General features: G+C 58.7%; 22 protein-coding genes and 1 pseudogene. 7 read left to right on the top strand and 16 right to left on the bottom strand.

All coding sequences use genetic code 11. The features are described 5' to 3' along the window. Window positions 1-13: 13 nt before the first annotated feature. From J2Y86_RS28805 to J2Y86_RS28765, 9 genes are all read right to left on the bottom strand, one after another. Window positions 14-1,522, bottom strand: a complete 1,509-nt coding sequence (locus J2Y86_RS28805) for an aldehyde dehydrogenase family protein (RefSeq protein WP_253439457.1) — start codon at window positions 1,520-1,522, stop codon at window positions 14-16. Further along, window positions 1,503-2,576 carry an aminoglycoside phosphotransferase family protein gene (locus J2Y86_RS28800; protein ID WP_253439455.1) on the bottom strand — a complete coding sequence of 358 codons (1,074 nt, stop codon included), beginning with the start codon at window positions 2,574-2,576 and terminating at the stop codon, window positions 1,503-1,505. Before J2Y86_RS28800 ends, J2Y86_RS28805 begins: the two co-directional genes overlap by 20 nt. Window positions 2,577-2,581: 5 nt before the next feature. After that, window positions 2,582-2,926 (bottom strand): cupin domain-containing protein, encoded by a 345-nt coding sequence (locus J2Y86_RS28795; RefSeq protein WP_084317822.1) that lies wholly within the window; start codon window positions 2,924-2,926, stop codon window positions 2,582-2,584. Window positions 2,927-3,065: 139 nt separating this feature from the next. Further along, window positions 3,066-3,434 carry a cupin domain-containing protein gene (locus J2Y86_RS28790; RefSeq protein ID WP_253439453.1) on the bottom strand — a complete coding sequence of 123 codons (369 nt, stop codon included), beginning with the start codon at window positions 3,432-3,434 and terminating at the stop codon, window positions 3,066-3,068. Continuing rightward, a complete protein-coding gene (locus J2Y86_RS28785; protein ID WP_253439451.1) occupies window positions 3,427-4,710 on the bottom strand; it encodes a glycosyltransferase in 1,284 nt (427 codons plus the stop codon). The genes J2Y86_RS28790 and J2Y86_RS28785 overlap by 8 nt, the downstream gene beginning before the upstream one ends. Before the next feature lie 34 nt (window positions 4,711-4,744). Continuing rightward, complete coding sequence (locus tag J2Y86_RS28780) at window positions 4,745-5,824, bottom strand: ABC transporter ATP-binding protein (protein WP_253439449.1); 1,080 nt, start codon at window positions 5,822-5,824, stop codon at window positions 4,745-4,747. After that, the gene (locus J2Y86_RS28775; protein ID WP_253439447.1) at window positions 5,817-6,623 is read right to left on the bottom strand and encodes an ABC transporter permease; all 807 of its coding nucleotides are present in this window, start codon (window positions 6,621-6,623) and stop codon (window positions 5,817-5,819) included. Before J2Y86_RS28775 ends, J2Y86_RS28780 begins: the two co-directional genes overlap by 8 nt. Beyond that, complete coding sequence (locus tag J2Y86_RS28770; RefSeq protein ID WP_253439445.1) at window positions 6,620-7,480, bottom strand: ABC transporter permease; 861 nt, start codon at window positions 7,478-7,480, stop codon at window positions 6,620-6,622. The genes J2Y86_RS28775 and J2Y86_RS28770 overlap by 4 nt, the downstream gene beginning before the upstream one ends. Before the next feature lie 98 nt (window positions 7,481-7,578). After that, complete coding sequence (locus J2Y86_RS28765; RefSeq protein WP_253439443.1) at window positions 7,579-8,634, bottom strand: polyamine ABC transporter substrate-binding protein; 1,056 nt, start codon at window positions 8,632-8,634, stop codon at window positions 7,579-7,581. A 194-nt stretch (window positions 8,635-8,828) separates the two neighbouring features. Here J2Y86_RS28765 and J2Y86_RS28760 point away from each other — a divergent pair, with 194 nt between their 5' ends. Continuing rightward, on the top strand, window positions 8,829-9,761 hold the full coding sequence (locus tag J2Y86_RS28760) for a GntR family transcriptional regulator (protein ID WP_253439441.1): 933 nt from the start codon (window positions 8,829-8,831) through the stop codon (window positions 9,759-9,761). Window positions 9,762-9,857: 96 nt separating this feature from the next. Next, on the top strand, window positions 9,858-11,141 hold the full coding sequence (locus J2Y86_RS28755; RefSeq protein WP_253439439.1) for a glycosyltransferase: 1,284 nt from the start codon (window positions 9,858-9,860) through the stop codon (window positions 11,139-11,141). Window positions 11,142-11,248: 107 nt separating this feature from the next. On the opposite strand, the gene J2Y86_RS28750 is transcribed toward J2Y86_RS28755, so the two are convergent. Beyond that, window positions 11,249-11,608: a cupin domain-containing protein gene (locus tag J2Y86_RS28750; RefSeq protein ID WP_253439437.1), complete on the bottom strand. Its 360-nt coding sequence runs from the start codon at window positions 11,606-11,608 to the stop codon at window positions 11,249-11,251. A gap of 18 nt (window positions 11,609-11,626) precedes the next feature. Continuing rightward, window positions 11,627-13,024: an NAD(P)/FAD-dependent oxidoreductase gene (locus J2Y86_RS28745; RefSeq protein ID WP_253439435.1), complete on the bottom strand. Its 1,398-nt coding sequence runs from the start codon at window positions 13,022-13,024 to the stop codon at window positions 11,627-11,629. A 158-nt stretch (window positions 13,025-13,182) separates the two neighbouring features. Between J2Y86_RS28745 and J2Y86_RS28740 the strand changes: the two genes are divergently transcribed. Both J2Y86_RS28740 and J2Y86_RS28735 read left to right on the top strand, forming a co-directional pair. Beyond that, the gene (locus J2Y86_RS28740; protein ID WP_437180671.1) at window positions 13,183-14,007 is read left to right on the top strand and encodes a helix-turn-helix domain-containing protein; all 825 of its coding nucleotides are present in this window, start codon (window positions 13,183-13,185) and stop codon (window positions 14,005-14,007) included. Window positions 14,008-14,064: 57 nt separating this feature from the next. Next, window positions 14,065-15,771 (top strand): hypothetical protein, encoded by a 1,707-nt coding sequence (locus J2Y86_RS28735; protein ID WP_253439433.1) that lies wholly within the window; start codon window positions 14,065-14,067, stop codon window positions 15,769-15,771. A 244-nt stretch (window positions 15,772-16,015) separates the two neighbouring features. Here J2Y86_RS28735 and J2Y86_RS28730 read toward each other — a convergent pair whose 3' ends face one another. Together J2Y86_RS28730 and J2Y86_RS28725 are read right to left on the bottom strand one after the other, a co-directional pair. After that, complete coding sequence (locus J2Y86_RS28730; protein ID WP_253439431.1) at window positions 16,016-19,105, bottom strand: efflux RND transporter permease subunit; 3,090 nt, start codon at window positions 19,103-19,105, stop codon at window positions 16,016-16,018. Next, window positions 19,102-20,211, bottom strand: a complete 1,110-nt coding sequence (locus tag J2Y86_RS28725; RefSeq protein WP_253439429.1) for an efflux RND transporter periplasmic adaptor subunit — start codon at window positions 20,209-20,211, stop codon at window positions 19,102-19,104. Before J2Y86_RS28725 ends, J2Y86_RS28730 begins: the two co-directional genes overlap by 4 nt. A 217-nt stretch (window positions 20,212-20,428) precedes the next feature. Between J2Y86_RS28725 and J2Y86_RS28720 the strand changes: the two genes are divergently transcribed. After that, complete coding sequence (locus tag J2Y86_RS28720) at window positions 20,429-21,886, top strand: efflux transporter outer membrane subunit (RefSeq protein ID WP_253439427.1); 1,458 nt, start codon at window positions 20,429-20,431, stop codon at window positions 21,884-21,886. Window positions 21,887-22,202: 316 nt separating this feature from the next. Here J2Y86_RS28720 and J2Y86_RS28715 read toward each other — a convergent pair whose 3' ends face one another. Continuing rightward, entirely contained in the window at window positions 22,203-22,823 is a 621-nt protein-coding gene (locus J2Y86_RS28715; protein WP_253439425.1) for a TetR/AcrR family transcriptional regulator, read from the bottom strand. 80 nt (window positions 22,824-22,903) lie between these two features. Beyond that, a complete protein-coding gene (locus tag J2Y86_RS28710) occupies window positions 22,904-23,182 on the bottom strand; it encodes a hypothetical protein (RefSeq protein WP_253439423.1) in 279 nt (92 codons plus the stop codon). A 101-nt stretch (window positions 23,183-23,283) separates the two neighbouring features. On the opposite strand from J2Y86_RS28710, the pseudogene J2Y86_RS28705 reads away from it, so the two are divergent. Continuing rightward, window positions 23,284-23,469 (top strand): annotated as a pseudogene (locus tag J2Y86_RS28705) (integrase); the annotation flags it as partial. Between the two features lie 75 nt (window positions 23,470-23,544). Here J2Y86_RS28705 and J2Y86_RS30235 read toward each other — a convergent pair. Beyond that, window positions 23,545-23,967: an AMP-binding enzyme gene (locus J2Y86_RS30235; protein ID WP_301308806.1), complete on the bottom strand. Its 423-nt coding sequence runs from the start codon at window positions 23,965-23,967 to the stop codon at window positions 23,545-23,547. A gap of 162 nt (window positions 23,968-24,129) precedes the next feature. Between J2Y86_RS30235 and J2Y86_RS28690 the strand changes: the two genes are divergently transcribed. Beyond that, window positions 24,130-24,555, top strand: coding sequence for a type II toxin-antitoxin system HicB family antitoxin (locus J2Y86_RS28690; protein WP_253439421.1), 426 nt, complete (start codon window positions 24,130-24,132; stop codon window positions 24,553-24,555). Window positions 24,556-24,561 lie beyond the last annotated feature (6 nt).

The raw sequence follows: 24,561 nt of genomic DNA, 5'->3' as shown, positions 1-24,561 counted from the left end.
CCCTCCCAATGAGTCAAGCCTGATCGCGATAGAACACGTCGTCGGCATACGGATACCACCAGTCCTGAATCTTCGGCTGGTGATCGATGATGACCATTTTCGAGCGCCGGAACGCTTCAAGGCCCTGACGTCCGAGTTCGCGTCCCAGGCCGGACATCTTCCAGCCGCCAAACGGCAGCGCGTCGTTGTCGATCAGCGGGTTGTTGACCCAGACCATTCCGGCTTCAAGACGCTCGGCGGCTTCCATGGCCTCGGCAAGGTCGGTGGAAAACAGCGACGCACCCAAACCGAACGGCGAATCATTGGCCAGTCGCACCGCTTCGTCGAAATCGCTGACACGACAGATCGCCGCGACGGGGCCGAAACACTCTTCCTGGAGAATCGCCATGTCAGCGGTCACGCCGGTGAGGATGGTCGGCTCATAGAACCAGCCCACGTTGTGCTGCGGCGGAATCCGCCCACCACAGACCAGCGTCGCGCCTTTGGCCACGGCGTCGTCGACCAGGCGCATGACTTTATTGCGCGCGGCCTCGCTGACCATCGGCCCGATTTCCGTATGTTCCAGGCCATGGCCGATGCGCAAGGCGCGGGTGCGCTCGGCGAATTTTGCGACGAACTCATCGTGGATGTCATCGACCACGTAAAAGCGCTCCGCCGAGGTGCAAATCTGCCCGCTCAGGTGGAACGCGGCGGTCACCGCGCCTGCTGCGGCGACATCCAGCGGCGCATGTCTGGAGATGATCAGCGGGTCGCTGCCACCGGCCTCGATCACGCACGGTTTCATCTGTTCGGCACACGCCACCGCCACCGCTTTGCCCGCCGCCACGCTGCCGGTAAAGGCCACCGCGTGAGTGCCAGTCGACTTCACCAGCAACTGCGCTGTCACCGCATCGCCCGGCACGCAAGACACCAGGCCCGGCAGCAGCGAGGTGAAATGCTCCATGAACTTGAGCGTGCACAGGGTCGTGGCTTCCGCCGGTTTGACGATGCAGGCATTGCCCGCGGCCAACGAGGCAGCGACCGTCCAGCACATCAACAGGATCGGAAAGTTGAACGGCATGATGTGCACGCTGACGCCATACGGTTCATAGCGCACATGCTGGAACGAGCCGATCTGCGTGGTACCGGCAACCTTGCCGGCATCGTCCCGGGCCATTTCCGCGTAGTAGCGAAAGATCGGCGCGCAGTTGGCGAGTTCGCCCATGGCTTCGGGAAACGGCTTGCCCATTTCCAGGGTCATCAGCCGCGCGACTTCACGGTTGCAGGCAATGTCCTGCTCGATGGCATTGGCCAGTTTGTGCAAAAGCGCGGCGCGGCTTTTCGCGTCGATCAGCCGCCACTGTTTTTGCGCAGCGGTGGCGGCATCGACGGCAGCCTGCACATCGCTTTGGTCGCCGAAGCCGACCTGTCCGACAGGTTGCAAGTTGGCCGGATCAAGCACTTCGCGGGTGCGGGCATTCGAAAGCGGCAGGTACTCGGAGTTGATGAAACGCAGTGCAGTGTCAGTGTTGAACGTGGCCATGGGGTAATCCTTGAACCAATCGATAAGGGGTTTCGCGCAACGCCGCGAGGGTCGCGGGCGGTAGCTCATCGCGCCAGCCCGGTACATGCCCATTGAGCCAGGCGCGCAGTGTTGCAAATGCCTCGGCCTCCAGCGCCCGAACAAACAAACCCAGGGTGCGCGGCAGATGCGCCAGGTAACCGTGCTTGCCATCGCGGCCCGCCAGGCGCACAAAAATTCCCAGCACCTTGGCGTGACGCTGGGCGGCCAGCCGCCGGTAATCCTCGAGAAAACGCGGTGCATCGAGTTCCGGGCGTTGCATCAGGTAATGCGTCAGCAGCGCCACGCGCAACGCTTCGGGCACGTCCCGGCGCGCGTCTTCGAGCAGCGACATCAAGTCGTACGCCGCTGCACCGATCAGTGCGTCCTGAAAATCCAGCAGACCGCAGGCCGCAACGCCTTCGCGGCCTTCGAGCAGCATCAGGTTGTCGACGTGGAAGTCGCGCAATACCAGCGCTTCACGACGTTGCGCGACATCGCTACAGGCCTCGGCGAACAGCGTCAAAAACGACTCGCGCAGGTCCAGCGCCGCTTCCTTGCCAATCAGCAACGGCACGTACCAATCGATAAACAGCGCACACTCGTCACTCAGTTGTCGGGCATCGTAAGGCGCCATTTCCGCCGTCGGTGGCGCGCGGTGCAACGCCACCAGCGCGTCGATCGCCAAGCGATACAGCGCCGTTTCCGGATGCCCGGCTGCCAACAATCGGGTGTAGGTGTCGTGACCGAAATCCTCGATCAACGCCAGCCCTGCTTCCTCGTCGACCTGCAGCATGGCCGGCGCGGAAAGCCCCAGTCCGTGCAAGTGCCGGGCAACCTGGACAAACGGGCCGATTGGCTCGCTGTGCGGTGACGAATCCATCAACAGCAGGCCTTCACCGCTCAAGCGGAAATAGCGCCGGGTCGAGGCATCCGCCGGCAGCGCGACCAGTTGCGCCTCGGCGAAGCCGGCGCGCGCCAGAAAGGCTGCGCGCTGGTCCTCACGGGTAGGCGATGACGCACGTGTCTCAGTCATGGCAATCACCGGATCATGTAGACCTTTTTCACCGTCTCATGGACGGTGCACACGCCTTTCCAGTCCTTGCGAAAAAAAGCTGCGGTGTCGGGTTTGATCTCGATCACTTCGCCGGATTCGTGGACGTAGGTGCAGCGGCCTTCGAGGAAATGGCAGAACTCATCACTGGTGACATGGCAAAACCATTTGCCCGGCGTGCAGATCCACACACCACACTCGGACTGGCCTTCGGGGCCTTTGTGCAGCACCACGCCGGAAACACGGGATTCACCTTCGAGCATGGTCGGGATCACGCCCCAATCCTTGACGTCAGTGATGCTCAGCGGGTCGTACAGAAACGGGGTAGTCATGTGTTGCTCTCCAAAAGAATCGAGGTGTTGTAGGAGCGAGCTTGCTCGCGATGGACGTCAACGATGACGCGTACTGTCTGGATGACCGCGTTGTATTGACGTTTTTCGCTTGCAAGCTCACTCCTACAGGTATTGAGGTTCAGGCCAGCATGTAAACGTTGCGCAGGGTTTCCCGGACGTGGCATTCGCCGGTCCAGCCGGCCGGGAACAGCACCAGGGTGTTCGGGCGAATGTCGATCACTTCGCCGTTGTCATTGCGATAAGTGGCGACGCCGGCGATGAAGTGGCACAACTCGTCACGGGGAATCGACAGCCGCCAGCGGCCGGGCGTGCAAACCCAGAGCCCGGTTTCGGGACTGTTATTCGGGCCTTTGAACAGCAGCCGGCCGCTGGAATGCGAGACGCCTTCGACGGCGTCGCTCTGCACGCCCCAGTCCACCAGGTCGGTGCGACTGCTGACGGCTTCGAGGTACGGCGTGATACCCGCCGTGGTGTTTTGCTCAGGCATTGTTCAGCACCTTGTCGAGAATGGCGGCCGCGTCCGCTGGCCCTTTGCGTGATTGCATCTGCGCGCTGGTGCGCTGAAGACGTTGGCGCATTGCCTCGTCGTTGAGGCACGCCGCGAGCTTCTCCGCGAGCTGTGCTTCGCTCCACTCGTAGCGATCGAGCTTGAACCCGTGACCGCTTTCTTCGGCGCGCATGGCGTTGTCGTGACCGTCCCAGACGTAGGACATGACGATCGCCGGCTTACCGAAAAACAGGCACTCGGTGAAGCTGTTGTTGCCGCCGTGATGGATCACCGCATCGACCTGGGCAATCACCGACGGCTGCGGGAACCAGTTGGAGATCAGCACGTTGTCGGGCAGGTCCGGGTACTCATCGAGGTGCTCGCCGACATTGAACAAGGCGCGGTAAGGCAACTTGCCAACGGTGGTGATCAGACGCTGGAGCAGATCGACGTCGCCCGAACCGAGGCTGCCGAAACTGACGTAGAGCAACGGCTTGTCGTTGTTGGCGCGAAACTCGGGAATGTCGTAGGCCGTATCGTGGCGAACGCACCCTTGCAGGTAATGGAAACGCTCGGCTGGCAACGGGTGACGGCGCTCGAACTTGACCGCGTCCGGGTACAGCAGCAGGTTCATGTACGGCGAGGCTTCGAAGAAAGTGCCGAGCGGGTACGGCTGCTCGCCATGGGCTTGCAGGAACTGGTTGAAGTCCTCATGAATCGGCCCGACCACCTCTTCGAAACGCTGGCGAAATTGCGCGTGGCCCGCCTTGTCGTGAATGCTCATGCCCGACAGGTGCGGCGGGATATCCGGGTCTTCGATCTCGTTTTCCGAGCAGGAAATGATCCGCACCCAAGGCTTGCCGTACTGCTTGATCGCGGGAAACAGGATCACGTTATCGACGCAGATCAGATCGGGTTTGACCTTGTCCAGCACCGCCGGCAGATCCTTCTGCGCCCACTTCGCGGTGTCGACGATGGCGGCCCAGCATTCCTTCACGTAGTTGTCGATTTGATCGATTGGGGATTTGCGGAAATTGGGAATGTGGCCGTTGATGAAATCGACCCAGTAGCGGGCCATTTCTTCGGCGGGCATCGGCGCCGACATGTTGACCATGTGTTCTTCAAAACCGTAGCCGGCATACACACCGCTCATGCCGGGGTCGGTGAGGAAAACCGCCTTGTGGCCGAGGGCTTCGCACGCCTGGGCGATGCCAACCGAGTTCAGTGCCGGGCCATAAGCGGCTTCCGGAAAGAAGGCGATCACTTTCTGTTTCATCGAGCGGTACTCCTGCCTGGTCTTTTTTTATTGTTCAGCGCGTCAATACACGGGCGTGGCGAGCCTGCCAGCCGAGATGGACGCTCATACCGATAGCAAAATGAGCAAATTCGAATTGCGAGGACGGCACCCGGACAATCAACGCCTTGTCGCTGAGTGCCGTCTGCACATGCACGTTGGTGTCGAGGCCGTGATAGGCGATTTCGACGATGTTGCCGGTGACCTGATTGGCACAGGTCTCGCCCTCCTCCGCGAGCACCTGCAGACGTTCAGGGCGCACGACGACGGCGACCTTTTGCCCCGGCACCAGCGGCGCGTCGGTCTCGACAGCCAGCTCCTGACCATTGACGCGCACCGAGTTCGCACCCGACCGCACGCCCTCGAACAGATTACTGACGCCGATGAAGTTGGCGACAAAACGGCTGTTGGGGTTTTCGTAGAGCTCGGTGGGGCTGCCGCACTGGCAGACCTTGCCGCCGTCGAGCACCGCCATGCGGTCCGACATCACCAGCGCTTCTTCCTGATCGTGGGTGACGATGATGAAGGTGATGCCGCTCTCCAGTTGCAGGCGCTTGAGTTCGAGCTGCATCTTTTCCCGGAGTTTTTTGTCCAGTGCGCCCAGCGGCTCATCGAGCAGCAACACCCGAGGGCGTTTCACCAGCGCCCGCGCCAGCGCAACGCGTTGGCGCTGACCACCGGAGAGCTGATCCGGCTTGCGCTCGGCCAGTTCACCGAGTTGCGCGGTGCTCAGCACTTCATCGACCCGGCGACGAATTTCCGCCTCGGGCAAGCGTTCCATTTCCAGCCCGTAGGCGATGTTCTTGCGCACGGTCATGTTGGGAAACAGCGCATAGGACTGGAACATCAGATTCAACGGACGCTTGTTGGCCGGCAGCGGCGAGATGTCTTTGCCATCCAGGTAAATGCAGCCGGCGCTGGGGGTTTCGAAGCCGGCGAGCATGCGCAACAGCGTGGTCTTGCCGCAGCCGGACGGCCCCAGCAATGCAAAGAACTCGTTCTCGCGGATGTTCAGCGACACCTCGTCAACCGCCAGACCGTTGCCATAAGACTTGCTGACCTTGTCCAGGATCAGTACCGCAGATGAATTATTCATGGGTGCGAGGAGCCTTGTTGAGACGCTGCGAAGCCAGCAGCGCGGTGATGCTGACCAGCATCACCAGCGTCGCCAGGGCATTGATTTCCGGGGTGACGCCAAAACGGATCATGGCGTAGATCTGCATCGGCAACGTGGTGGAGGCCTGGCCGGAACCGGAGTTGAAAAACGCGATGATGAATTCGTCCACCGACAGCGTGAAGGAGAGCAAGCCACCCGCCAGCACACCGGGAAAAATCGCCGGCAACAGCACCCGGCGAAAGGTGGTGAACCAGCTCGCGCCCAGGTCGATCGAGGCTTCGAGGATCGAATAGTCAAAGTGTTTGAGCCGCGTGCGCACCACCGCGCAGACGAACGCGATGTTGAACACGGCGTGGCTGATGATGATCGAGTGCAGGCCCAGTCCGACCTTGAGCAGGTTGAAAAAGCTCAGCAGCGCAATCGCCAGGACGATGTCGGGAATGATCATCGGCGCCATCAACAAGGTGTCGACCACTTGCCCCTTGTCGTTGCCCTTGCGGCGCAGCTCGATGCCCAGCGCAAGGAACGTCCCGAGCACGCAGGCAATGAACGTCGCCGACAGCGCCACGATCAAGGTATTGAGGGCTGCCGAGAGAATCGCCGAGTTATGCGCCAGCGACACGTACCATTTCAGCGATACGCCGCCCCAGGCCGTCGGTAATCCGGACTTGTTGAACGACAGCAGGATCAACACCAGGATCGGCACATACAGGAAGGCATACACCAGCCACAGGTGCGCATTGAGTGCGGTGCCGCCCAGCGAACGAGACTGACTCATGCGCGGCCCCCTTCTGCACGACGGGCCACCAGTGCCTGGACGAACAACAGGATCAGCATGATCGCGATCAGGAAAAAGCTCAGCGCCGCACCGAACGGCCAGTCCCGCGCCGTGAGGAATTGCGAGTAGATCAGGTTGCCGACCATCTGCACCTGCTTGCCGCCCAACAGGTCGGCGGTGATGAAGTTGCCGATGCTCAGGACGAAAACAAACACGGCACCGGCGGCGACACCGGGCACGCTCAGCGGCAGGATGATCCGGCGAAAGGTCATCCAGCCCGAGGCGCCGAGGTCTTTCGAGGCGTCCCAGAGTTCGTTGTTAATGCGTGACAGCGACGAGAAAATCGCCAGGATCACAAACGGGATGTAGTTGTAGACCAGCCCCAGCACCACCGACGCCTCGGTGTACAGCAGGCTGATCGGTTCGCCGCTGTAGCCGAACATCTGCAGCATTTTGTTGATCAGGCCTTCGCGGTTGAGCAGGACGATCCAGGCATAGGTGCGGATCAGGTAGTTGCTCCAGAACGGCAGCATCACCAGAAACAGGAACACCGCTTGATGGCGCCGCGGTGCTCGGGCAATCGCATACGCCGCCGGGTAGCCGATCAGCACCGCAAACAGCGTCGCCAGTCCGGCGATTTTTGCCGATTTGAGCAGGATGCCGAGGTACAGCGGATCGAATGCGCGCTGATAGTTTTCCCAGGTAAACAGCCAGTCGATGCCGCCGTAAGCACCGCGCTCGACGAAGCTGTAGACCAGCACCAGAACGCACGGCACCACCAGAAATATCAGCAGCCAGCCAAAGCCGGGCGCAAGAAGCCAGGCCGACAGACGCCTGTCAGCATGCAAAGCACTCATTACCCATATCCTCCCGCCCCGGAACAGAGGCGGCTTGCGAGCGTGGCGAGGCATGCCGGGCATGCCTCGTGATCGATGCGGCTTACGTTTTGCGGGGCTTAATTCTGCGCCGCCATGATTTCGGTGACAGCCCGGGTGTAGGCCTTTTGCGTAGTGCCGCCCAGATCGCGCAATTGCTCCATCTTCAACAGCTCGCTCGGGGCGATCGTCAGGTTCGGGTATTGCTTGAGCAGGTCAGCGGACAAACCGGCCATTGCGGCCTGGTTCGGGACTTTGTAGAGGATGTTTTCCGCCACCCAGGCGTGGTTTTCCTTGGCGAGCATGAAGTTGACGAACTTGAACGCCTCCTCCTGATGCTTCGAGCTTTTCAGCACGACCATGGTGTCTACCCAGAGGTCGGAACCTTCCTTGGGCACGACAAACTTGATAGCCGCATTGGCCTGGGTGCCGTAGTTGCACCAGCCATCCCACGCGTGCGCCATCAGCGACTCGCCGGACGCGAGCTTGGAATAGAAGGTGGTGTCGTCGAAGGCGAGGATGCGTTTCTTGGTAGCGATCAACTGATCGCGGACGGCGGCGATCTGTTTGGGATCGCTGTCGTTGACCGACCAGCCCTTGGCGAGGAACCCGGCGCCGAGCATCCAGCGGTCGGTGGCGAGCATCGTCACTTTGCCTTTGAGCGCATCGCTCGGGTTGAGCAGTTCGTTCCAGCTTACCGGTGCCGGCGTGACCTTGTCGGAGCGGTAGCAAATCCCGGTCGTGCCCCAGGTGTACGGCACCGAGAAATGGTTGCCTGGGTCGTATTCCAGTTTGGTGGCTTCGGGATAGAGGTTTTTAAGGTTGGGGACTTTGACGGGATCGATATCGGCCAGCAGACCCTGCTTGTGCAGGACTTCGGCGAAAGGAGAGGAGACAAACACAACGTCATAGCCTTCACCGCCAGACGCCATGAGCTTGCCCATGATTTCCTCGTTGGTCGCGTGCAAAGCCTTGTCGACGTCAACGCCGCTGGCTGCTTTGAACTTGTCCAGCGCATCCGGGGCCATGTAGCCGTCCCAGATCGAAATCACCATGTCTTTTGCACTTGCGGCCTGTGAAGCGATCGCCAGGGAAACGCTCAATCCCAGACACATAAGGCCTTTCAGCTTTCTCATAATACTCACCCGACGATTGATTATTGTTGTGTTCGAAGGCAGTACGGCGAAAAGAGAAACGGTTGCACGTGTTTTTTTTTAGAAATTAGGACCAGCATTGAAAGTTGTCAACGCTTTTTTCGTGCCTGACGACTCAGCGGTGCATGGCATAAGATGAGCACCTGAGTCCAAAGCGACCAAAAGAGATAAGACGCTTGAGCACGACACCCGAGAAAAAACCTCGCACCAATCACCTGGAACTCGCCCGCCGGATTCTGGAACACACCCAGGAAACCGGGCTGGTGGCCGGCGACCCGGTTGCCGAGCAAGCGTTGTCGCGCACCTTCCAGGTGTCCCGCACCTTGATTCGTGGCGCACTGAAAGTGCTGCTGGAAGAAAACCTGCTGAGCCATGAAGCCGGCAAAGGCTATCGACTGCTCGCCGCGCCGAGGGGCCAGGCCTTCAACGCCGCCTTGCCACAGGCCGAGGAAGAAGAACTGGCGACCTCGGTATTGCGCGATCGCATGGCCGGACGCCTCGGGGACAGCATCAGCATCAGCGAGTTGATGCGTCGTTACGACATCGGCCGCCCGGCAGCGCAGAAAGCCCTGCAGCAACTCAGCGAAAGCCAGGCGATAGAGCGCGGCCCCGGCCAGTCCTGGCTGTTTCGCCCATCGCTGAACAGCCTCGCCGCCCTCGAAGAAAGCCTCAAGTTCCGCCTGATCCTGGAACCGGAAGCGCTGCTCAGCCCCCACTTCAACGCCGATCCGCAACGCTTGGCACTGCTGCGCAGCGCCATGCAAACCCTGCTCGCGAGCCCGGTCGAACACTTCGACATCCAGCAATTCCGCGAGCTGGACATCAGCTTCCATGAACTGATCGGCCAGAGCTGCGGCAACCGATTTATCGGCGACGCCCTGCTCCAGCATCAGAGCCTGCGGCGCCTGCCGAATCTGTTGCCGACCGTCAGCGTGCACCGCCTGCAGGAAGCACTGCGCGAGCACCTGCAAATCATTGCGCACATCGAGCGCGGACAACTGGAGATCGCCGCCGACCTGCTGCGCCTGCACCTGCGCATGAGCGCCGCCCAGCGCCCGCAAACCGCCAATCGCGGGATTCCGCAGGGCCATTTGTTCGGGCGTCGCTGAACACCACAAAAAACAGGATGATTTTTTTTATAAAATAAGACAGCATCCAGTCATCTCAGGCACGGCGGGCTTTACCCGCCATGGACTTTCTTCGCCATGCACCCACACAAACTGATCGCCTTGTTTCCGGAAGCCAGTTTCGGCGCGGCCTTGAACTGTATTGGTATTGCCCAGTCGCTGCGTGAACTGGGAGCAAAACCGGTCTTTATCTGCCACGAACATTTCCAGGGACTCTTCGCCGAATACGGCTTCGACGAGTATCCGATTCCGCAAGCCAGTCCACTGTCGGCAGCGGAGCACCAGCATTACTGGGAGCGCTTTATCGAGCGCAACATTCCCTACTTCGACCAGACTCCACTGGCACAGATCGACAGCTATGTGGCGCCGGCCTGGGAAGCGATCATCGACACCGCGATCGAAGCGGAAAAGCCACTGCAACAGTTGCTCGCCCGCCTTAAACCGGACGTCATCGTCCTCGACAACGTGGTCATGTTCCCCGCCATCGCCAATGCCGGATGCCCGTGGGTGCGGATGGTTTCCTGCGCTGAAACCGAATTGCCGGATGCCGCCGTACCGCCGTACTTGTCAGGCTGCCTGGCTGGCGACAAAGAGGCCCGCGAACGGTTTACCGAGCATTACCGCAACGCCGTCGCACCGGCCCATGAACGCTTTTCGCAGTTTCTCGCCAACAACGGCACCGCCCCCTGCCCGCCCGGCCAGTTCCTCGTCGATTCACCGTGGCTCAACCTGTTGCTGTCACCAACGCCGGTGCGTTATGACCGCCAGCCACCGCTGGACCCGAAACGCTATGTGTACCTCGACGGCTGCGTGCGTCGCGAAGCACCCTACATCGTTCCCGACTTCCCAAGGCACAACGACGCACCGCTGATTTACATCAGCTTCGGCAGTCTTGGGGCTGCCGACACCGACATGATGAAGCGCCTCATCGGCACCATCGAACATCTGCCCTATCGCTTCCTCATCAACGTTGGCGCCTATCGGGACATGTACACCACCGTCCCGGACAACGTGTATCTGGACAGCTGGTTTCCACAGCCGGCCGTGCTCAAGGAATGTCAGCTGTTCATCCACCACGGCGGCAACAACAGCTTCTGCGAAGCGCTGTACTTCGGCTTGCCGTCGTTGATCATTCCTTATTGCTGGGACGGCCACGACAATGCCGCACGCGCCGAGGAAGTCGGCGTTGGTCGCTACTTGCCACGGTTTGCCGATCCGCTGGCCGCGCTACCTGCGGCTCTCGAACGACTGCTGGCGGATCAGGCGATGCAGCAACGTCTCGAATCGTTAAGCAAGAATATGCAGGCGACTCGCGGCACTGACATTGCCGCAAAGGCGATCATGGCGCTGCCCAACACTTAAGCGAACGCCACCCTGTAGGAGCGAAGCTTGCTCGCGAAGGCGATTTCCAGTGAACAACGCTGCGACTGACCTACCGCTTTCGCGAGCAAGCTTCGCGCCTACAGGCATCAGCCCCTGAGGATCATGAATACCTTGCGCACCGGCGTCAGGTTCTCCCAGGTCCCTTTGAATCCGGCGGCGACCACGAACGTGGCGCCCGCCTTGAACTCCTGACTGACGCCCTTGCTGTCGGTCAACCGAACGTGCCCTTCGAGCAAATGGCAAAGCTCGTCGTAATCACACTCACAGCGCTCCAGGTGCTCAGGGGCCTCCCAGATGCCTGCGACAGCATTTTTCTCCGGCGCCACAAAGTGCCGCCAACTGCGACTGCGATACGCGGTGTCGACCAGCGCAGGATCGCTGGTTTCCAGTTCGACGACGGGCAACTCGGGGTTGGCGAAATCGATGATGTGATCGGGGTTGTTCATGGTCATGCTCCCTTCAGTTCAAGAATCAAAGCCAATGCCCAACGCATCAAACCCCTTGAGCAGCCAGTCGCGGTGCCCGGTAAGGTCTTCGCGAGCCAGCGAACGCTGCGCCAGGGAGACGCCCGCGTATCGCAAGGGCTCGGGTGGAAACGGGAAAGGCGCCGTCGAGGTCATCGCCAACTGCGTGCGCTCGGTCGATTGACCTTCGAGCAAATCGAGCATGGTCAACGCTGCGAAACGACTGGCAGACACGCCCTGCCCCGTGAACCCTTGGGCATAGGCAATGCGGCCGTCGGACGAAGTGCCGCAGAACATGGTGGTGCGCGCAGAGGTATCGATGATGCCGCCCCAGGCATGGCTGAACGTGACGTCCGCCAATGCCGGAAAGGTTGATTGAAATTGCCGGGCCAGTGTCACGAAGCTGTCGGGACGCTGGGTCAACGCCTCATCGCGTCGGCTGCCAAAATGATAGATAGCGTCGTAGCCCCCCCAGAGAATGCGGTTGTCCTCGGTCTTGCGCAGGTAATGAAACTGGTTGCCACTGTCGGCGATGCCGTAGCGACCGACCCACCCGATGGCGCGCAGCTGCGCATCGTCGAGGGGCCGGGTCGCCAGGGCATAGTCATAAATGGGGATGACCTTGGACTTCAGCGCCGCCAGCAACGGCGGCGCGATGTTGGTGCCGAGGGCGACTTTCGCCGCTTTGACGATGCCCAGCCCCGTCTCCAGAACCTGATGAGTTCCGTCCTGACGCAGGCCGGTTACCGGAGAATGCTCAAACAGCTGCACACCATGCGCAAGACACACGCGGCGCAATTCCGCGACCATTTTGACCGGGTTCAGCAATGCATAGTTGGGCTCGAAAACACCGGCGACATAGGCCGGTGAATCGAGGTGGGACTTGAGCGCCTCGCCTTCGAGATAGTCGCAATCGATACCAAAGCGCTCGTAGTTGCGCTGCATCGACTTCAGCCCTTCAACCTGCCAGGGCTGGCTCGCGACGTTCAACTTGCCGGAGCGCTCGAACGCTACGTCCATGCCGTAGCGCTGAAGATCTTCTTCAAACGCCACGAGGTTTTCCCTGCCGAGTCGAACCAGTTGCTCCGCTTCCCCGGGCCAACGTTTCAGCGCATTGGAAACACCGTGAGAGATACTCGGCGCGCAGAACCCGCCATTGCGCCCACTGGCTTCACCGCCGCATTGCCCGGCTTCAAGCACAACGATCGTTGCATCAGGCCAACGCTGACGCGCTATCAGCGCCGTCCACAACCCGACGAATCCGCCGCCCACTATCGCAATATCACACGGCACTTCGCCGGTGAGCCTCGGTGCAGCAGGCGCAGAAACTCGCGTCTCCTGCCAGACGGGATAAGGCCGGGCATCTGCCAGGGATCGGTTCGCGGTGTGAAGCGTCATGCACTCATGCTCCGAAAAAATCATGGGCTGACGCTAAAGCAATCGCCGGCGCTTTCACAGGCACAACGACGCGGCAAACCTCGCAGCGGACACGGGCGGAAAACCACGGCATCTGGAATACTCGTGGCTTCGCCCTGATCTGCGCCATGGAGTTCGTCGTGGAAGCACCCGATTTACACACCACCCCCACCTTCCTGGCGGACCCTTCGAGTGTGCAGACTCATGAAGTTGCCGTGCGTTACCACCAGGCCTGGAAAAGACGCGACCTGGACAGCGTGATGGCGCTCTATCACCCGGCGATCGAGTACAACGATTTTTTCCAGAACCGGACCATCGAATACGCGCAGCTGCGCGACTATCTCGCGGCGAGCATGCCGGTAGGATCAGAAGAGTTGCAGACCTACACCGATCGCTTGCGCATCGACGGCGACACCGCGTTCCTGCAGTACCGGGTGACACTCAATGGCAGCGACGGCCTGGTTTCATTTCGCACTGTCGAGGCGCTGACGGTGAAGGAAGGATTGATCGTCAAGGTCAACGAACATGCTGTGCTGGTCAGCCAGGCGCCCACTGTGATTCGTCCGGCATACAGTGCCGATGCCGTGAGCCGACTGGGATTGTCTGCGCGCCAGGTCGGGGCGCTTTCCAATGATTTGCAGCAGTACTTTGAGCAGTCGAAACCTTATCTTGATCCACGATTGGACCTGTCTCATGTGGCGGCATCGACGGGTTACACGCGCAACCAGATTTCGTTTTTTCTCAATCAGGTTCGGGGGCAGACGTTTTATGCGTTTCTCAATCAGTTGCGGCTTGATGAGGCGCTCGAACGCTTGAATGGGCAACGGCATGCGTCGCGAGTGGATGAGATTGCGGGCGCTGCGGGGTTTAACTCGCTGTCGACTTTTTATCGGTGCTTCAAACAGCGGACCGGGTGTTCGCCGAAGGTTTATGTGCAGCGACTTGGCAAGGCTGGTTCCATTTAACCCAATGAAGCCTGATAAAACCCCATGCATATGGGATTAACACAAACTGAGATAAATATGACTACTGGCGAACTCGATCAACCCACTGAAATCATTCCACATGCAAAGGACCTGATTGACCACAACCAGGTGGCTTCCCCTATTCCTTTCGCACCTCGCGGCGCAAGCTCGGTACTGTCTACCGTGGAGTCGGCACTGCAGCGCAGTGTCCACGCCGACGACTACTGCCTGCCGGGGCTGGTCGACAACACAGAGGGTCTGGCAAATGCGGTTGCTGCTCTAGGCTCACTCGGCGGTACCGTACTTCTGGGGGCACGAACTTACGTAGCCAGCACCTTGGTAATTCCAAGAGGGGTAATTATCCAGGGTGAGAACCCCATGGTATCGATTCTGCTGCAGCAAGCGGGGTCCAACATAGACTTTGTGACATCAGAAAACTTCTCTGCTTTGACCGGCACGGGCTTGCCAGTCGCAACAGATAACCGGGTACCTTCCTGGTTCGGACTAAGAAACGTTCAAGTCAATGGCAATAGAGAAAACAACAGCACTGGCCGAGCATGTTGCTTCTATGGCGCCTACACCATCATTGATCACGTTGTTATCGGATGGGGGGCTAACGGCGGCCTATACACCGAATACGCAACGAATGTCACCAGCAATGCTTCGGTTGCCGATCAAGAAGAAGGCTTTGTTCGCGACTTGATTGTTCGTGACAACAACGGAGACGGCTGGACAAACCGTGGACCGCACAATGTTCACATGGACAATATCACTGGGATGCGAAATGAGGGCTGGAACTATTTCAGTGAAATTCTCGACGGAACGTACAACGGAGCACCCACTTACTGCACGATTTTGCATTGCTTCCAAGGCGACATGAGCTGGACAAGTGCGAGCGGTCGCAAACGCAAGAACATCTATATCGGCACTAATGGCTCATTCGGCCAGATCACAGTGGATGGTGGCTCATTGGAAATTAATGCGGACTCGTGCTTGATTTCCAATCTCAACCAGTACTTCGGTGGCCAGGGTGGCGACATGGTTACGATGTCAGGCTCTCGCAACATGATTGGCGTGTGGCGAGGCCTCGCTCGCGCGGCAGGATCTACCGCCACACCCGACGCCTGGGTTGCCAGGATCACAGGGGACTTTAACAGCATCGGCGTTATGCAGATTTACGACAATTCAGAAGCCGCTGCATTTTCCAATGGTGTTTTTATCAGTGGCGTAGGTACTGCAATTGCAGATCTGTTTATTCGTGGGGCCAGGACTGGCCTGAAAGTGACTTCAAGCCGCAATAGAATCCGGGGCTGGGTTGCGAACACGTTGGTGTCAGGCTTTGAATACATCACTCCAGTGGACTCACACGGAGGCAGAAACCGGATCAGCCTGGACATATCTCCGTCCTCAGGTGCCTACACAACAGGAAATGCGCCCGCGGTTAACTCGGACCGTTTCAATATCGAAGGCACGGGTTTGAGTGGCGGCAGCAAGTCGACGATTCTTTCCAAAGAGCAGTCAACTTTAGCCGGCGATCTGGATACTGCCGGGGTCAAGACCATGATCATTCCTCACGGCTTGCTTTACACGCCCAGACGTCAAGATATCAAACCGTCATTGACAGGGCTTACGGTAAAAACATTGGACCTGGGCTTCATGCGTTGCTCTGTGGTGGACGCTACGAATATCACTATTGAATACCGGGTGATAACACCGGCGGTTGGAGGTGTTATGAGCATCGCCGTACAAACGACCGCACAGTAAATCCTGTTACTTGCCAGCCTCGACGACAGACGCGGCTGAATATACGATCTGCGGAATTGAAGCGGCAGGCCATGGACTGGAGCAATGTGTCATCAACCCCGATGAGCGCGACCATACCAGCACGACATCATTCACCTGTAGTCCTGCGGGTGGGGCGTGAGGCCTGCCGCGGATGCTCGGCCAAAATGATGCGCTCCGGGTCGTAACCCGCGGACGGGGGCGTCTTCTCTTCTGGGCTCGCGTACTACACGAGTTTCGCTGTTTCAGTTGCCCCTTTGTTGACAGGACGGATCTTGAACCAGATGGAGTACATCGCTGGCAAGAACACCAGTGTCATTATGGTGCCGACGAACGTGCCTCCGATCAGCGTGTAGGCCAGAGTCCCCCAGAAGACAGAGTGTGTCAGGGGAATGAACGCCAGGATTGCGGCGAGTGCTGTCAGCAGTACCGGGCGGGCACGTTGGACCGTGGCTTCGACCACTGCGTGAAACGGGTCCAGTCCTTCTCGCGCGTTGTGATGGATTTGCCCAATCAGAATCAGCGTATTGCGCATCAAAATGCCCGAAAGGGCGATTAGACCGACCAGAGCGTTAATACCAAACGGTTGCTGGAAGATGAGCAGTGTCGGCACCACTCCAATCAACCCCAGTGGCGAGGTGAGGAACACCATGATCATTGCCGAGATCGAACGAACCTGCAGGATGATGACCAGCAGTGTCATGGCAATCATGATCGGGAATAAAGGCAACATCGCTTTACCCGCCTTGCCCGACTCCTCGATTGCACCCGCCTGCTCAATCCGGTACCCACCAGGCAGCTTGTCGATGACCGGCTGCAACTCCTTCATGATCACGCTCGAGACGTCCGGTGGCTGCAAACCTTCGGCAATGTCACCGCGCACGGTGATAGTCGGTGTGCGGTCACGACGGCGCAGGATCGGATCCTCCATCCGCACATCGACCGCTCCCACCTGAGACAACGGAATCCGCTGACCCGCCGTACCGACCAGCGTCAAGCCTTCTATCTTGGCGGGATCGAGCCGGATATCACCCGCTGCGCGACCAACCACCTGGACCGAGCGAATGTCCTCACGAACCGCAGTGATCGGCACTCCGGCCAGCAGAAACTGCAGTTGCTGCGCGACTGAATTTGACGTCAACCCCACCGCCTCGAGGCGATCCTGATCCAACGCGAAATGCAGCGTCGGCGTCAACGGTCCCCAATCGGTGTTGACGGTTCTCATCATCGGGCTCGACTGCAACACGTCCTCTACCTGGCCCGCAATCTTGCGCAACGTTGACGGATCGGGCCCCATTACCCGATAGGCAACAGGGAATGGCGAATACGGACCAAACACAAGCTGAGTCACCCTGACCCGCGCTTCTGGGGCAAGTCCCTCAGCTGCTGCCTCGCGGATACGAAACTTGAGGGCCTCACGCGCCTCTTGGCTGTCCGTCAGCACCACAATCTTCGCGAAAGACGGATCAGGGAGTTCCGGCGCCATAGCCAGATAGAAACGCGGCGCGCCTTGCCCGATATAAGCGGTGACGATTTTTGCCTCACTCTGCTTTTGCAGCCAGGCCTCTATCTTGGCAGTGGTGGCGTTTGTCTGTTCAATGGACGTCCCATAAGGCATTTGCACTTCAATCAATACCTCTGGACGGTCCGAGGTAGGGAAGAACTGTTTTTTGACCAGGCTCATGCCCAGGATTGCCACGACAAACGACGCGATAACAGTACCGGCCACCAGCCATTTGCGAGCGATGACCCGCGTCAAAATCCGGCGGAAACGGTTGTAGTTAGGAGTGTTGTAAATAGCCGCGTGACCACCCTCGACCTTCTTGATGTTCGGCAACATTTTCACCCCCAGGTAAGGGGTAAAAGCTACCGCAACTACCCAGGAGGCAATCAGGGCGATGCCCACGATCCAGAACATGTTGCTGGTGTACTCGCCGGCTGTCGACTGCGCGAAGCCGTTGGGCATAAAGCCGATAGCGGTCACCAACGTACCGGAGAGCATCGGCGCGGCGGTATGACTCCAGGCATACGCGGAAGCTTTGATGCGGTCGTAGCCCTCCTCCATTTTCACTACCATCATTTCGATAGCAATGATGGCGTCGTCCACCAGCAGTCCAAGCGCCAGAATCAACGAGCCGAGGGTAATACGGTCAAAGTTCTTCCCAGTGGCCGCCATCACCACAAACACCACGGCCAATGTCAACGGCACAGCCGCGGCGACCACTACGCCTACACGCCAGCCCATGCTGAGAAAGCAGACAAGCATCACCACAAGCAACGCGACGAAGAATTTGACCATAAACTCGCCGACTGCCGAACTGATATTCACAGATTGATCGGTGACCTTGGAGAGCGTCATGCCCAGCGGCATGCCTTCATTTATCTTGGTCGTCTCCGCGTCCAACGCTTTGCCGAGGTCAAGGCCGTTCCAGCCCTCACGCATTACAATCCCCAGCAACAAGGCCTCCTCACCGTTATTGCGCACAAGAAAGGTTGCGGGATCTTCATACCCACGCTCAATCGTAGCCACGTCAGAGAGTTTGAGCGTGCGCCCCTGAACGGCAATGGGCGTGTCACGAATCTTCTGCACCTTATCGAAGGCGCCATCCAGTCGCAGGAAGACCTGAGGCCCATTGGTTTCGATGGAACCGGCGGGCGTGAGCACGTTTTGATTATTCAGCGCAGCAAAAATGTCCTGTGGAGAAATGCCCAAGGTAGCCAGCCGATCATGGGAAAAGGAAACAAAGATACGTTCGGGCTGCTCCCCAATGATGTTGACCTTCCTCACACCCGGCACATGTAACAGTTGTTGGCGCAACGACTCCGCATCACGCACCAAACGTCGCTGCGGCTCGCCTTTGGCTTTCAAGGCGAACAGCGCAAAGGTCACGTCCGAAAATTCGTCGTTGACCATTGGCCCGATGACTCCCGCTGGTAGCTTCCGGGCCTCATCGTCGAGCTTTTTACGCGCCTGATAGAACTCCTCCTGCACTTGCGAGGGCGGCGTGCTATCGAGCAGTGACACCATCGTGAAGGCGAGGCCGGGACGGGTGTAGGTTTCCGTGCGGTCGTACCATTTCAGTTCTTGCAGGCGTTTTTCGAGTGGCTCTGCGACCTGATCCTGCATCTCCTGCGCCGTGGCGCCCGGCCAGGCGGTAATGACCGTCAACTGCTTGACCGTAAACGGAGGATCTTCCGCACGCCCCAGTTGAAAGAACGACAAGATGCCCGCGACGGCAATCAGGAAGATCAGAAACACCGTGATGGAACGCTCACGAACGGCGATCGCGGAAAGATTGAAGCGACCCTCGCTCATGGACGCCCCCCGGCAACTTTGGCGTCATCCTGTTGAGGCAGTCTCACCTCTTCACCCTCGCGCAACAGATGCGCACCTAACGCTACGATCTGCTCGCCGACCTTGAGATCGCCTGCGACTCGCGCTGAGTCGTCGCTCAAGCCCAAGACTTGAACAGGTTGCCAAGCCACCTTCGCAGGTGCGCCGACGATGACCCACACGCCAGTGCCTTTACCCGGGTCATAAATGGCAGCAATCGGCACCTGCATTGAATTCCCCTGCGTGGCGCCTTCAGCGATCCGAAGTGTGACCGTCGAACCTATCGGTGCATTGGCCAACGCACCCTCAAGCACATACCGCGCCTCAAAGGTGCGCGTCATACGGTCAGCCGAATCAGAAAGCAGCCTCAGCCTCGCTGTAACTGCGCCGGTGGCATTGCCATAAAGCGTCGCCTGCGCAGTGGATCCTGCTGCGGGACGCAACGTCTCGGGCAGATGCACGATCGCTTCGCGCTGACCTGCCCGCGCCAGTCGAACCACAGGCTCCCCCGGGCTGACGACTTGCCCGGGCTCGGCGAGCGTCTCCACCACAACGCCGTCGGAATCGGCAAACAACACCGCATAACCAGAAGCATTGCGGGCTACATCAGCCTGCGCTTCAGCGGCGCTGAGCTGCGCCTTTGCGGTATCCGCTGCGGCTTTGATCTGGTCGTAGGCCGATGCGGAAATAGCGCCTGCCGCGACCAGGTTGCGATATCGAGCCTCGTCATCCGCTGTCTGCTTGGCTCGGGCCCGAGCGGCTATGACCGACTCTTGCTGTGCACGCGCCTGCAACCCGAGGTCGATGGGATCGAGGCGCATAAGTGGCTGACCACGCTTAACGGTTTGACCGGTATCAACCAGACGCTCAAGCACCTTGCCTGCTACCCGAAAACCCAGGTCGCCCTGGACGCGGGCAGCCACCACTCCCGTGAAAGAACGTGAGGCGTCGGAGGCCCCCTGAACCGCTGCGGACCTGACCAGAGGAACATGCGTGCGCGGATCTTCAACGGTGGATGAATCACCGCACGCCGTCAGGACGAGAGGCAACAAGCAAGCGGCAATGGAGATGAGTCGAAGCCGGAGCATAGGTTCCCTTACTTAAAAATAGGACGACCGTCATATTCTCAGACAAGTGACTACATGTGTCAATGGTCACAACCCGCCAAGCATCCAGCTTCTCCCTGCGACATTAAAATCCGCATATATCATTGAAAATAGCCGGAACCAGCTCAAATCACGTCAATTGACAGGATGTGACCAATAAGTAATATAGTCACAAACATCCCCTGTTGAAGGAATATCAATGCCTCCCCTCCGTCCAATAGCTCTCTGGGTCAGCACCGGCTTGATGGCAGGCTGCGCGGTCGGTCCGAATTACCATCGTCCAGACGCTCCGCTTTCGGATCGTTACTTGGGCCAGCCTTCTGTCGAACAGCGGCCTGGCGCGACACCGACCAGCCTTGTCACCTGGTGGGAAGGCTTTGGTGATCCCGTGCTGACCGACTTCATCTCCAAGGCACTTGAGCAGAATCTGGACCTGGCGCAGGCTTCGGCGCGAGTCACTCAGGCGCGGGCCGGACTAGGAGCAGCAAATGCCGCGTTACTGCCCTCGGGAAACATCAGCGGCCAGGCCGCGCGTTCCTACCAGTCAATTGAGACGCCACTCGGCCAGGTGTTGAATTCAACACCTGGCTATGATCGGTACGGAAGTTCCTACGAGGTCAACCTCGATGCCAGCTGGGAGGCGGATGTCTTTGGCGGCCTGCGACGTGGACGCGAGGCCGCTCTCGCCGAGTATCAAGCATCCCGGGCGGGCGTCGCGGCCACACGATTGGCTATCGCTGCGCAGATCGCCGATATCTACATCACTGTCCGCGGACTGCAGGCCCGGCTGGACATAGCGAATCGACAAGTCAAAACGCAGCAGGAGTTACTAGAGAAAGTCCAATTGCTCTACAGCAAGGGGCTCGCCGCCAACTATCAGGTTCGTCAGACGGAGGGGGCGCTATCGCAGGTCCAGGCGACTGTGCCAGTCCTGCAGACCGGTCTGGATGCGGCCATGAATGCGCTGGATGTCATGCTCGGCACGCCGCCTGGCACTCACCGCACGCGATTGGCAAATACGGGGAACATTCCTGTAGCGCCGCAGTTAAAGGCGATGGGAACGCCGGCTGATTTGCTTCGCCGCAGGCCAGATCTCATCGTGGCTGAGCGCCGTCTTGCGGCCTCAAACGCACGCATCGGGGAGGCTATTGCCGAGTATTACCCGAAGTTCTCCCTTAGCGCATTGCTGGGGAGTGCCACCGCTGTATCCGCAGGCAATCTTTTTACCGGCGGTGCCAGCCAATCGGCGGGCGTACTGGGACTGCGCTGGAGACTCTTCGACTTCGGTCGCATAAACGCCCAGATCGACCAAGCCAAGGGACAGGAAGCCGAAGCCCTGGCCGCTTACCGTCAGTCTGTTCTGCGTGCTACCGAGGATGTCGAGAACGCGCTCTCCTCTCTGGTGAATCGCGAAGCTCAAGCAACCACCCTCGCTGGGGGAGAGGCGTCTCTGACACAGGCTCGACAATCGTCGTTCATTGCTTATGAAAAAGGTACGGCCAGCCTGATCGATGTCCTGCACGCTGACGAGACGATGCTGCAGGCTTCCGATGCTCGGGCGCAAGCGCGAACGGAATCTGCTCGAGCGGCGGTTGCGGTATTCAAGTCACTCGGTGGCGGCTGGCAACCTTGGGATGTCACGGTGACGAGTCGATGAAGCTTGAGGGGGGAAGGCTCGAGATGTGTTCTTGAAAGTCGGGAGGCAAGGCTTTTTGTTCAGTAAGGATGCAAGTACGACAGCAAGGCCAAATGGGCTCTTGAGCACTATTTTTTTTCACTGTTCGAACGCTATGGGATCACTGAGATGACGCAGTAGATACGACGGACCACCATATTTACTCATGTAACCAACTCAGTAAATGGTCACAACACGGATAAATAAATGCCCTTCGCCGGATGGCAGAAGGGCCAAGTGAAAAACCGTTTGATGAACTGTTGCTTGCCCGGGGATGCCGTAAAGCTTTAGTCGAAGGTCAAGGCATGAGGCTACGCAAGATGAGGTTGGAGGTGAGCATGGGCGCCTCCTCGACAAAATCGAGATTGTACTGCAGCAGCAAAGGGTTGACGAAGGGTCGCAGCGCGAGATGTATCGCTTCTACTGTTTCATCCAGCGGAGTCTTGCGTTCAAATTCGCCAATCTCTCGCCCCTCCCGAACGATTTGCGACACGAAGTTTTTGATCTGTGCGTCATAAGCCTGCGTACTGGGCCAGCTTTCCGACGCCGCGAACGCTGCAATGTCATAGAGTTTTCGATCGTTAAAGAACAGATTCACACCTGTGGCGATAACAGTTTTGACCAAACGTCGAAAACGCTCCGTAGGAGACAGGCCTTCCACATTGATAGCCTGCTCCACAGTCGCGACGATTTCTGCCAGACAATTAGCGCAGATGGCCTCACCGATTGCTTGCTTGGAATCAAAGAACTTGTAGATGTAAGCCTTGGAAAACCCGATGGCCTTGGCCAGGTCGGAAACCGTGGTTTTGGCATAGCCGTATTGACTGAAGTGCTCGTTGGCCGCCGCGACAATCTGGTCTCGAATGTCGTGATCGGCTGGGCCACGGAAGCTGGGCGAAGATATTGATGGCTGATTCATTGGAATAGCTTACTCACCCTATCGAGGACTTACAAATTGTGACCAATAGCAAGCATGGTCACGAATCGAATACTCGGACCTTAAAAGTAAACCGACAAAAACCAGATGTTTATCGCAGCAATTATCACCGCGCTTAGCAAGCCAGGTATACGCATCAGCCCGAGCAACACATACAGAAACGGACTCATCAAACCGATCATCAGCTTGACGAGCACTTCTATTCTCGATGCTTCAGCGTCAAACATGGCCCAGATCAATATCCCGGCCCATATCAGCCAACAGACATACATCGTCACGCCGTCGACTCGATAGAAGGCTCGCTTGAATGCGTATTCGACGGTATCCGTATCGTTAAACATCTGCGCTTCAATACGTGAGTCGATTCGCTCGAGAGTAACTGAATCGCTGCGCGAAGCTCTACTCCCGCCCCCTTCAAAGTCAGCCTCCGCCGTCAACGCCGATACGGATGGTCGCAGAACGGCTGGACCCTCTAACACCGCGCACAGCGAACCAATGCCGCGCCCTCCTAATCGACATTTTCAACCACGCCGCGGCCGCGGGTCTGTGCCCGGACAACCCTGCGGCCAGCGCCATCAACCGCATCGAGAAGAACCAACGCAAGCGCCATACCATCGAGGGACTGAAAGTCGAAATCGGACTGATATGAAATAGAAAACCTCGCGATGAATGGTGAGGGTTGATGTAGCCTCCGCCGCGCCTTTTAGCCCAATTCGCTTTCCCGGATGAGCTTCTTGTTAATCTTCCCGACGCTGGTTTTAGGGATCTCGGGGACGAACTTGAACTGCTTGGGGATCGCCCATTTATTGATCCGGCCACGCTCGACAAACCCTTGCAGGTGCACCTCCAGCATCTTGCGGTCGAGGTATTGCCCTGGCTCGCACACCACCAGCGCCATCGGCCGCTCGCCGCCGATGGCCTGGACCACACCAGAGGCCTCAACCCCCATGCCATTGGGCATCGGAATCGGGTAAGTGCCATTGCGAAAGTAGGTATCGGCATAGTTCAGGCCCACCGCCACATGACGAAGACGAACCTGGCCTGGACCGGGATCGCCGACTTCGACCTCTTCATAACGAAGGACTTCGGGACCACCGGTTTCGTAGAAGCGTACGGCGTGGGCCATTTTTTCTTATTCTCCAGTCTCAAGTTGGGGCGTGCTGCGTCGAATTGCGCTGATTGGACTGTAGGACGCCGTCTGGCGAGTCGCTTCTCATCAGACGACAATGGCTTTTCATTTCATGACAGATGGCTGCGGGCATTAACCCGCTGCACGGGGGAAGTGACCATGTACGATTACGCAATTCGCTTTGAGGCGGATGCCAGTCCAGGGCTGGCCGTGTTCTGCCGGGATCTTCCGGAGCTGAACAGTTACGGCGATGACAGGGCTCACGCGATCAGTGAGGCACTGGATGCCATCGAGACCACTCTGTCCCTCTACGTCGATCAGCGCCGCGTCATTCCAGAGGCAACACCCGTTCAGGACGGCGAGCACGTCGTTCATTTGCCAGCGGTCATCGTGGCGAAGATCGCGCTATGGAACGCCATGATGGAGCGGGATATGCGCAAGGCTGACCTGTGTCGGTTGCTCGGCGTGCACCAGGCCCAGGGCGATCGCCTGGTCGATTTCCTGCACACATCAAAAATGGAACAACTGGAAAACGCTTTGGCTGCGCTCGGCAAACGGCTTTCGGTGTCTGTCGAGACGGCCTGAACAGGT

It is taken from the genome of Pseudomonas migulae (genome assembly GCF_024169315.1).
Classification (GTDB): Bacteria; Pseudomonadota; Gammaproteobacteria; order Pseudomonadales; family Pseudomonadaceae; genus Aquipseudomonas; species Aquipseudomonas migulae_B.
The sequence above is the reverse complement of the archived record's forward strand: the minus strand, read 5'-3'. Positions and strand labels throughout refer to the sequence as shown.

Coding starts and splice junctions, on each gene's coding strand:
- J2Y86_RS28805 (WP_253439457.1), bottom strand. CDS start 1,522: ATGGCCACGTTCAACACTGACACTGCACTGCGTTTCATCAACTCCGAG.
- J2Y86_RS28800 (WP_253439455.1), bottom strand. CDS start 2,576: ATGACTGAGACACGTGCGTCATCGCCTACCCGTGAGGACCAGCGCGCA.
- J2Y86_RS28795 (WP_084317822.1), bottom strand. CDS start 2,926: ATGACTACCCCGTTTCTGTACGACCCGCTGAGCATCACTGACGTCAAG.
- J2Y86_RS28790 (WP_253439453.1), bottom strand. CDS start 3,434: ATGCCTGAGCAAAACACCACGGCGGGTATCACGCCGTACCTCGAAGCC.
- J2Y86_RS28785 (WP_253439451.1), bottom strand. CDS start 4,710: ATGAAACAGAAAGTGATCGCCTTCTTTCCGGAAGCCGCTTATGGCCCG.
- J2Y86_RS28780 (WP_253439449.1), bottom strand. CDS start 5,824: ATGAATAATTCATCTGCGGTACTGATCCTGGACAAGGTCAGCAAGTCT.
- J2Y86_RS28775 (WP_253439447.1), bottom strand. CDS start 6,623: ATGAGTCAGTCTCGTTCGCTGGGCGGCACCGCACTCAATGCGCACCTG.
- J2Y86_RS28770 (WP_253439445.1), bottom strand. CDS start 7,480: ATGAGTGCTTTGCATGCTGACAGGCGTCTGTCGGCCTGGCTTCTTGCG.
- J2Y86_RS28765 (WP_253439443.1), bottom strand. CDS start 8,634: ATGAGAAAGCTGAAAGGCCTTATGTGTCTGGGATTGAGCGTTTCCCTG.
- J2Y86_RS28755 (WP_253439439.1), top strand. CDS start 9,858: ATGCACCCACACAAACTGATCGCCTTGTTTCCGGAAGCCAGTTTCGGC.
- J2Y86_RS28750 (WP_253439437.1), bottom strand. CDS start 11,608: ATGAACAACCCCGATCACATCATCGATTTCGCCAACCCCGAGTTGCCC.
- J2Y86_RS28745 (WP_253439435.1), bottom strand. CDS start 13,024: ATGACGCTTCACACCGCGAACCGATCCCTGGCAGATGCCCGGCCTTAT.
- J2Y86_RS28735 (WP_253439433.1), top strand. CDS start 14,065: ATGACTACTGGCGAACTCGATCAACCCACTGAAATCATTCCACATGCA.
- J2Y86_RS28730 (WP_253439431.1), bottom strand. CDS start 19,105: ATGAGCGAGGGTCGCTTCAATCTTTCCGCGATCGCCGTTCGTGAGCGT.
- J2Y86_RS28725 (WP_253439429.1), bottom strand. CDS start 20,211: ATGCTCCGGCTTCGACTCATCTCCATTGCCGCTTGCTTGTTGCCTCTC.
- J2Y86_RS28720 (WP_253439427.1), top strand. CDS start 20,429: ATGCCTCCCCTCCGTCCAATAGCTCTCTGGGTCAGCACCGGCTTGATG.
- J2Y86_RS28715 (WP_253439425.1), bottom strand. CDS start 22,823: ATGAATCAGCCATCAATATCTTCGCCCAGCTTCCGTGGCCCAGCCGAT.
- J2Y86_RS28710 (WP_253439423.1), bottom strand. CDS start 23,182: ATGTTTAACGATACGGATACCGTCGAATACGCATTCAAGCGAGCCTTC.
- J2Y86_RS30235 (WP_301308806.1), bottom strand. CDS start 23,967: ATGGCCCACGCCGTACGCTTCTACGAAACCGGTGGTCCCGAAGTCCTT.
- J2Y86_RS28690 (WP_253439421.1), top strand. CDS start 24,130: ATGTACGATTACGCAATTCGCTTTGAGGCGGATGCCAGTCCAGGGCTG.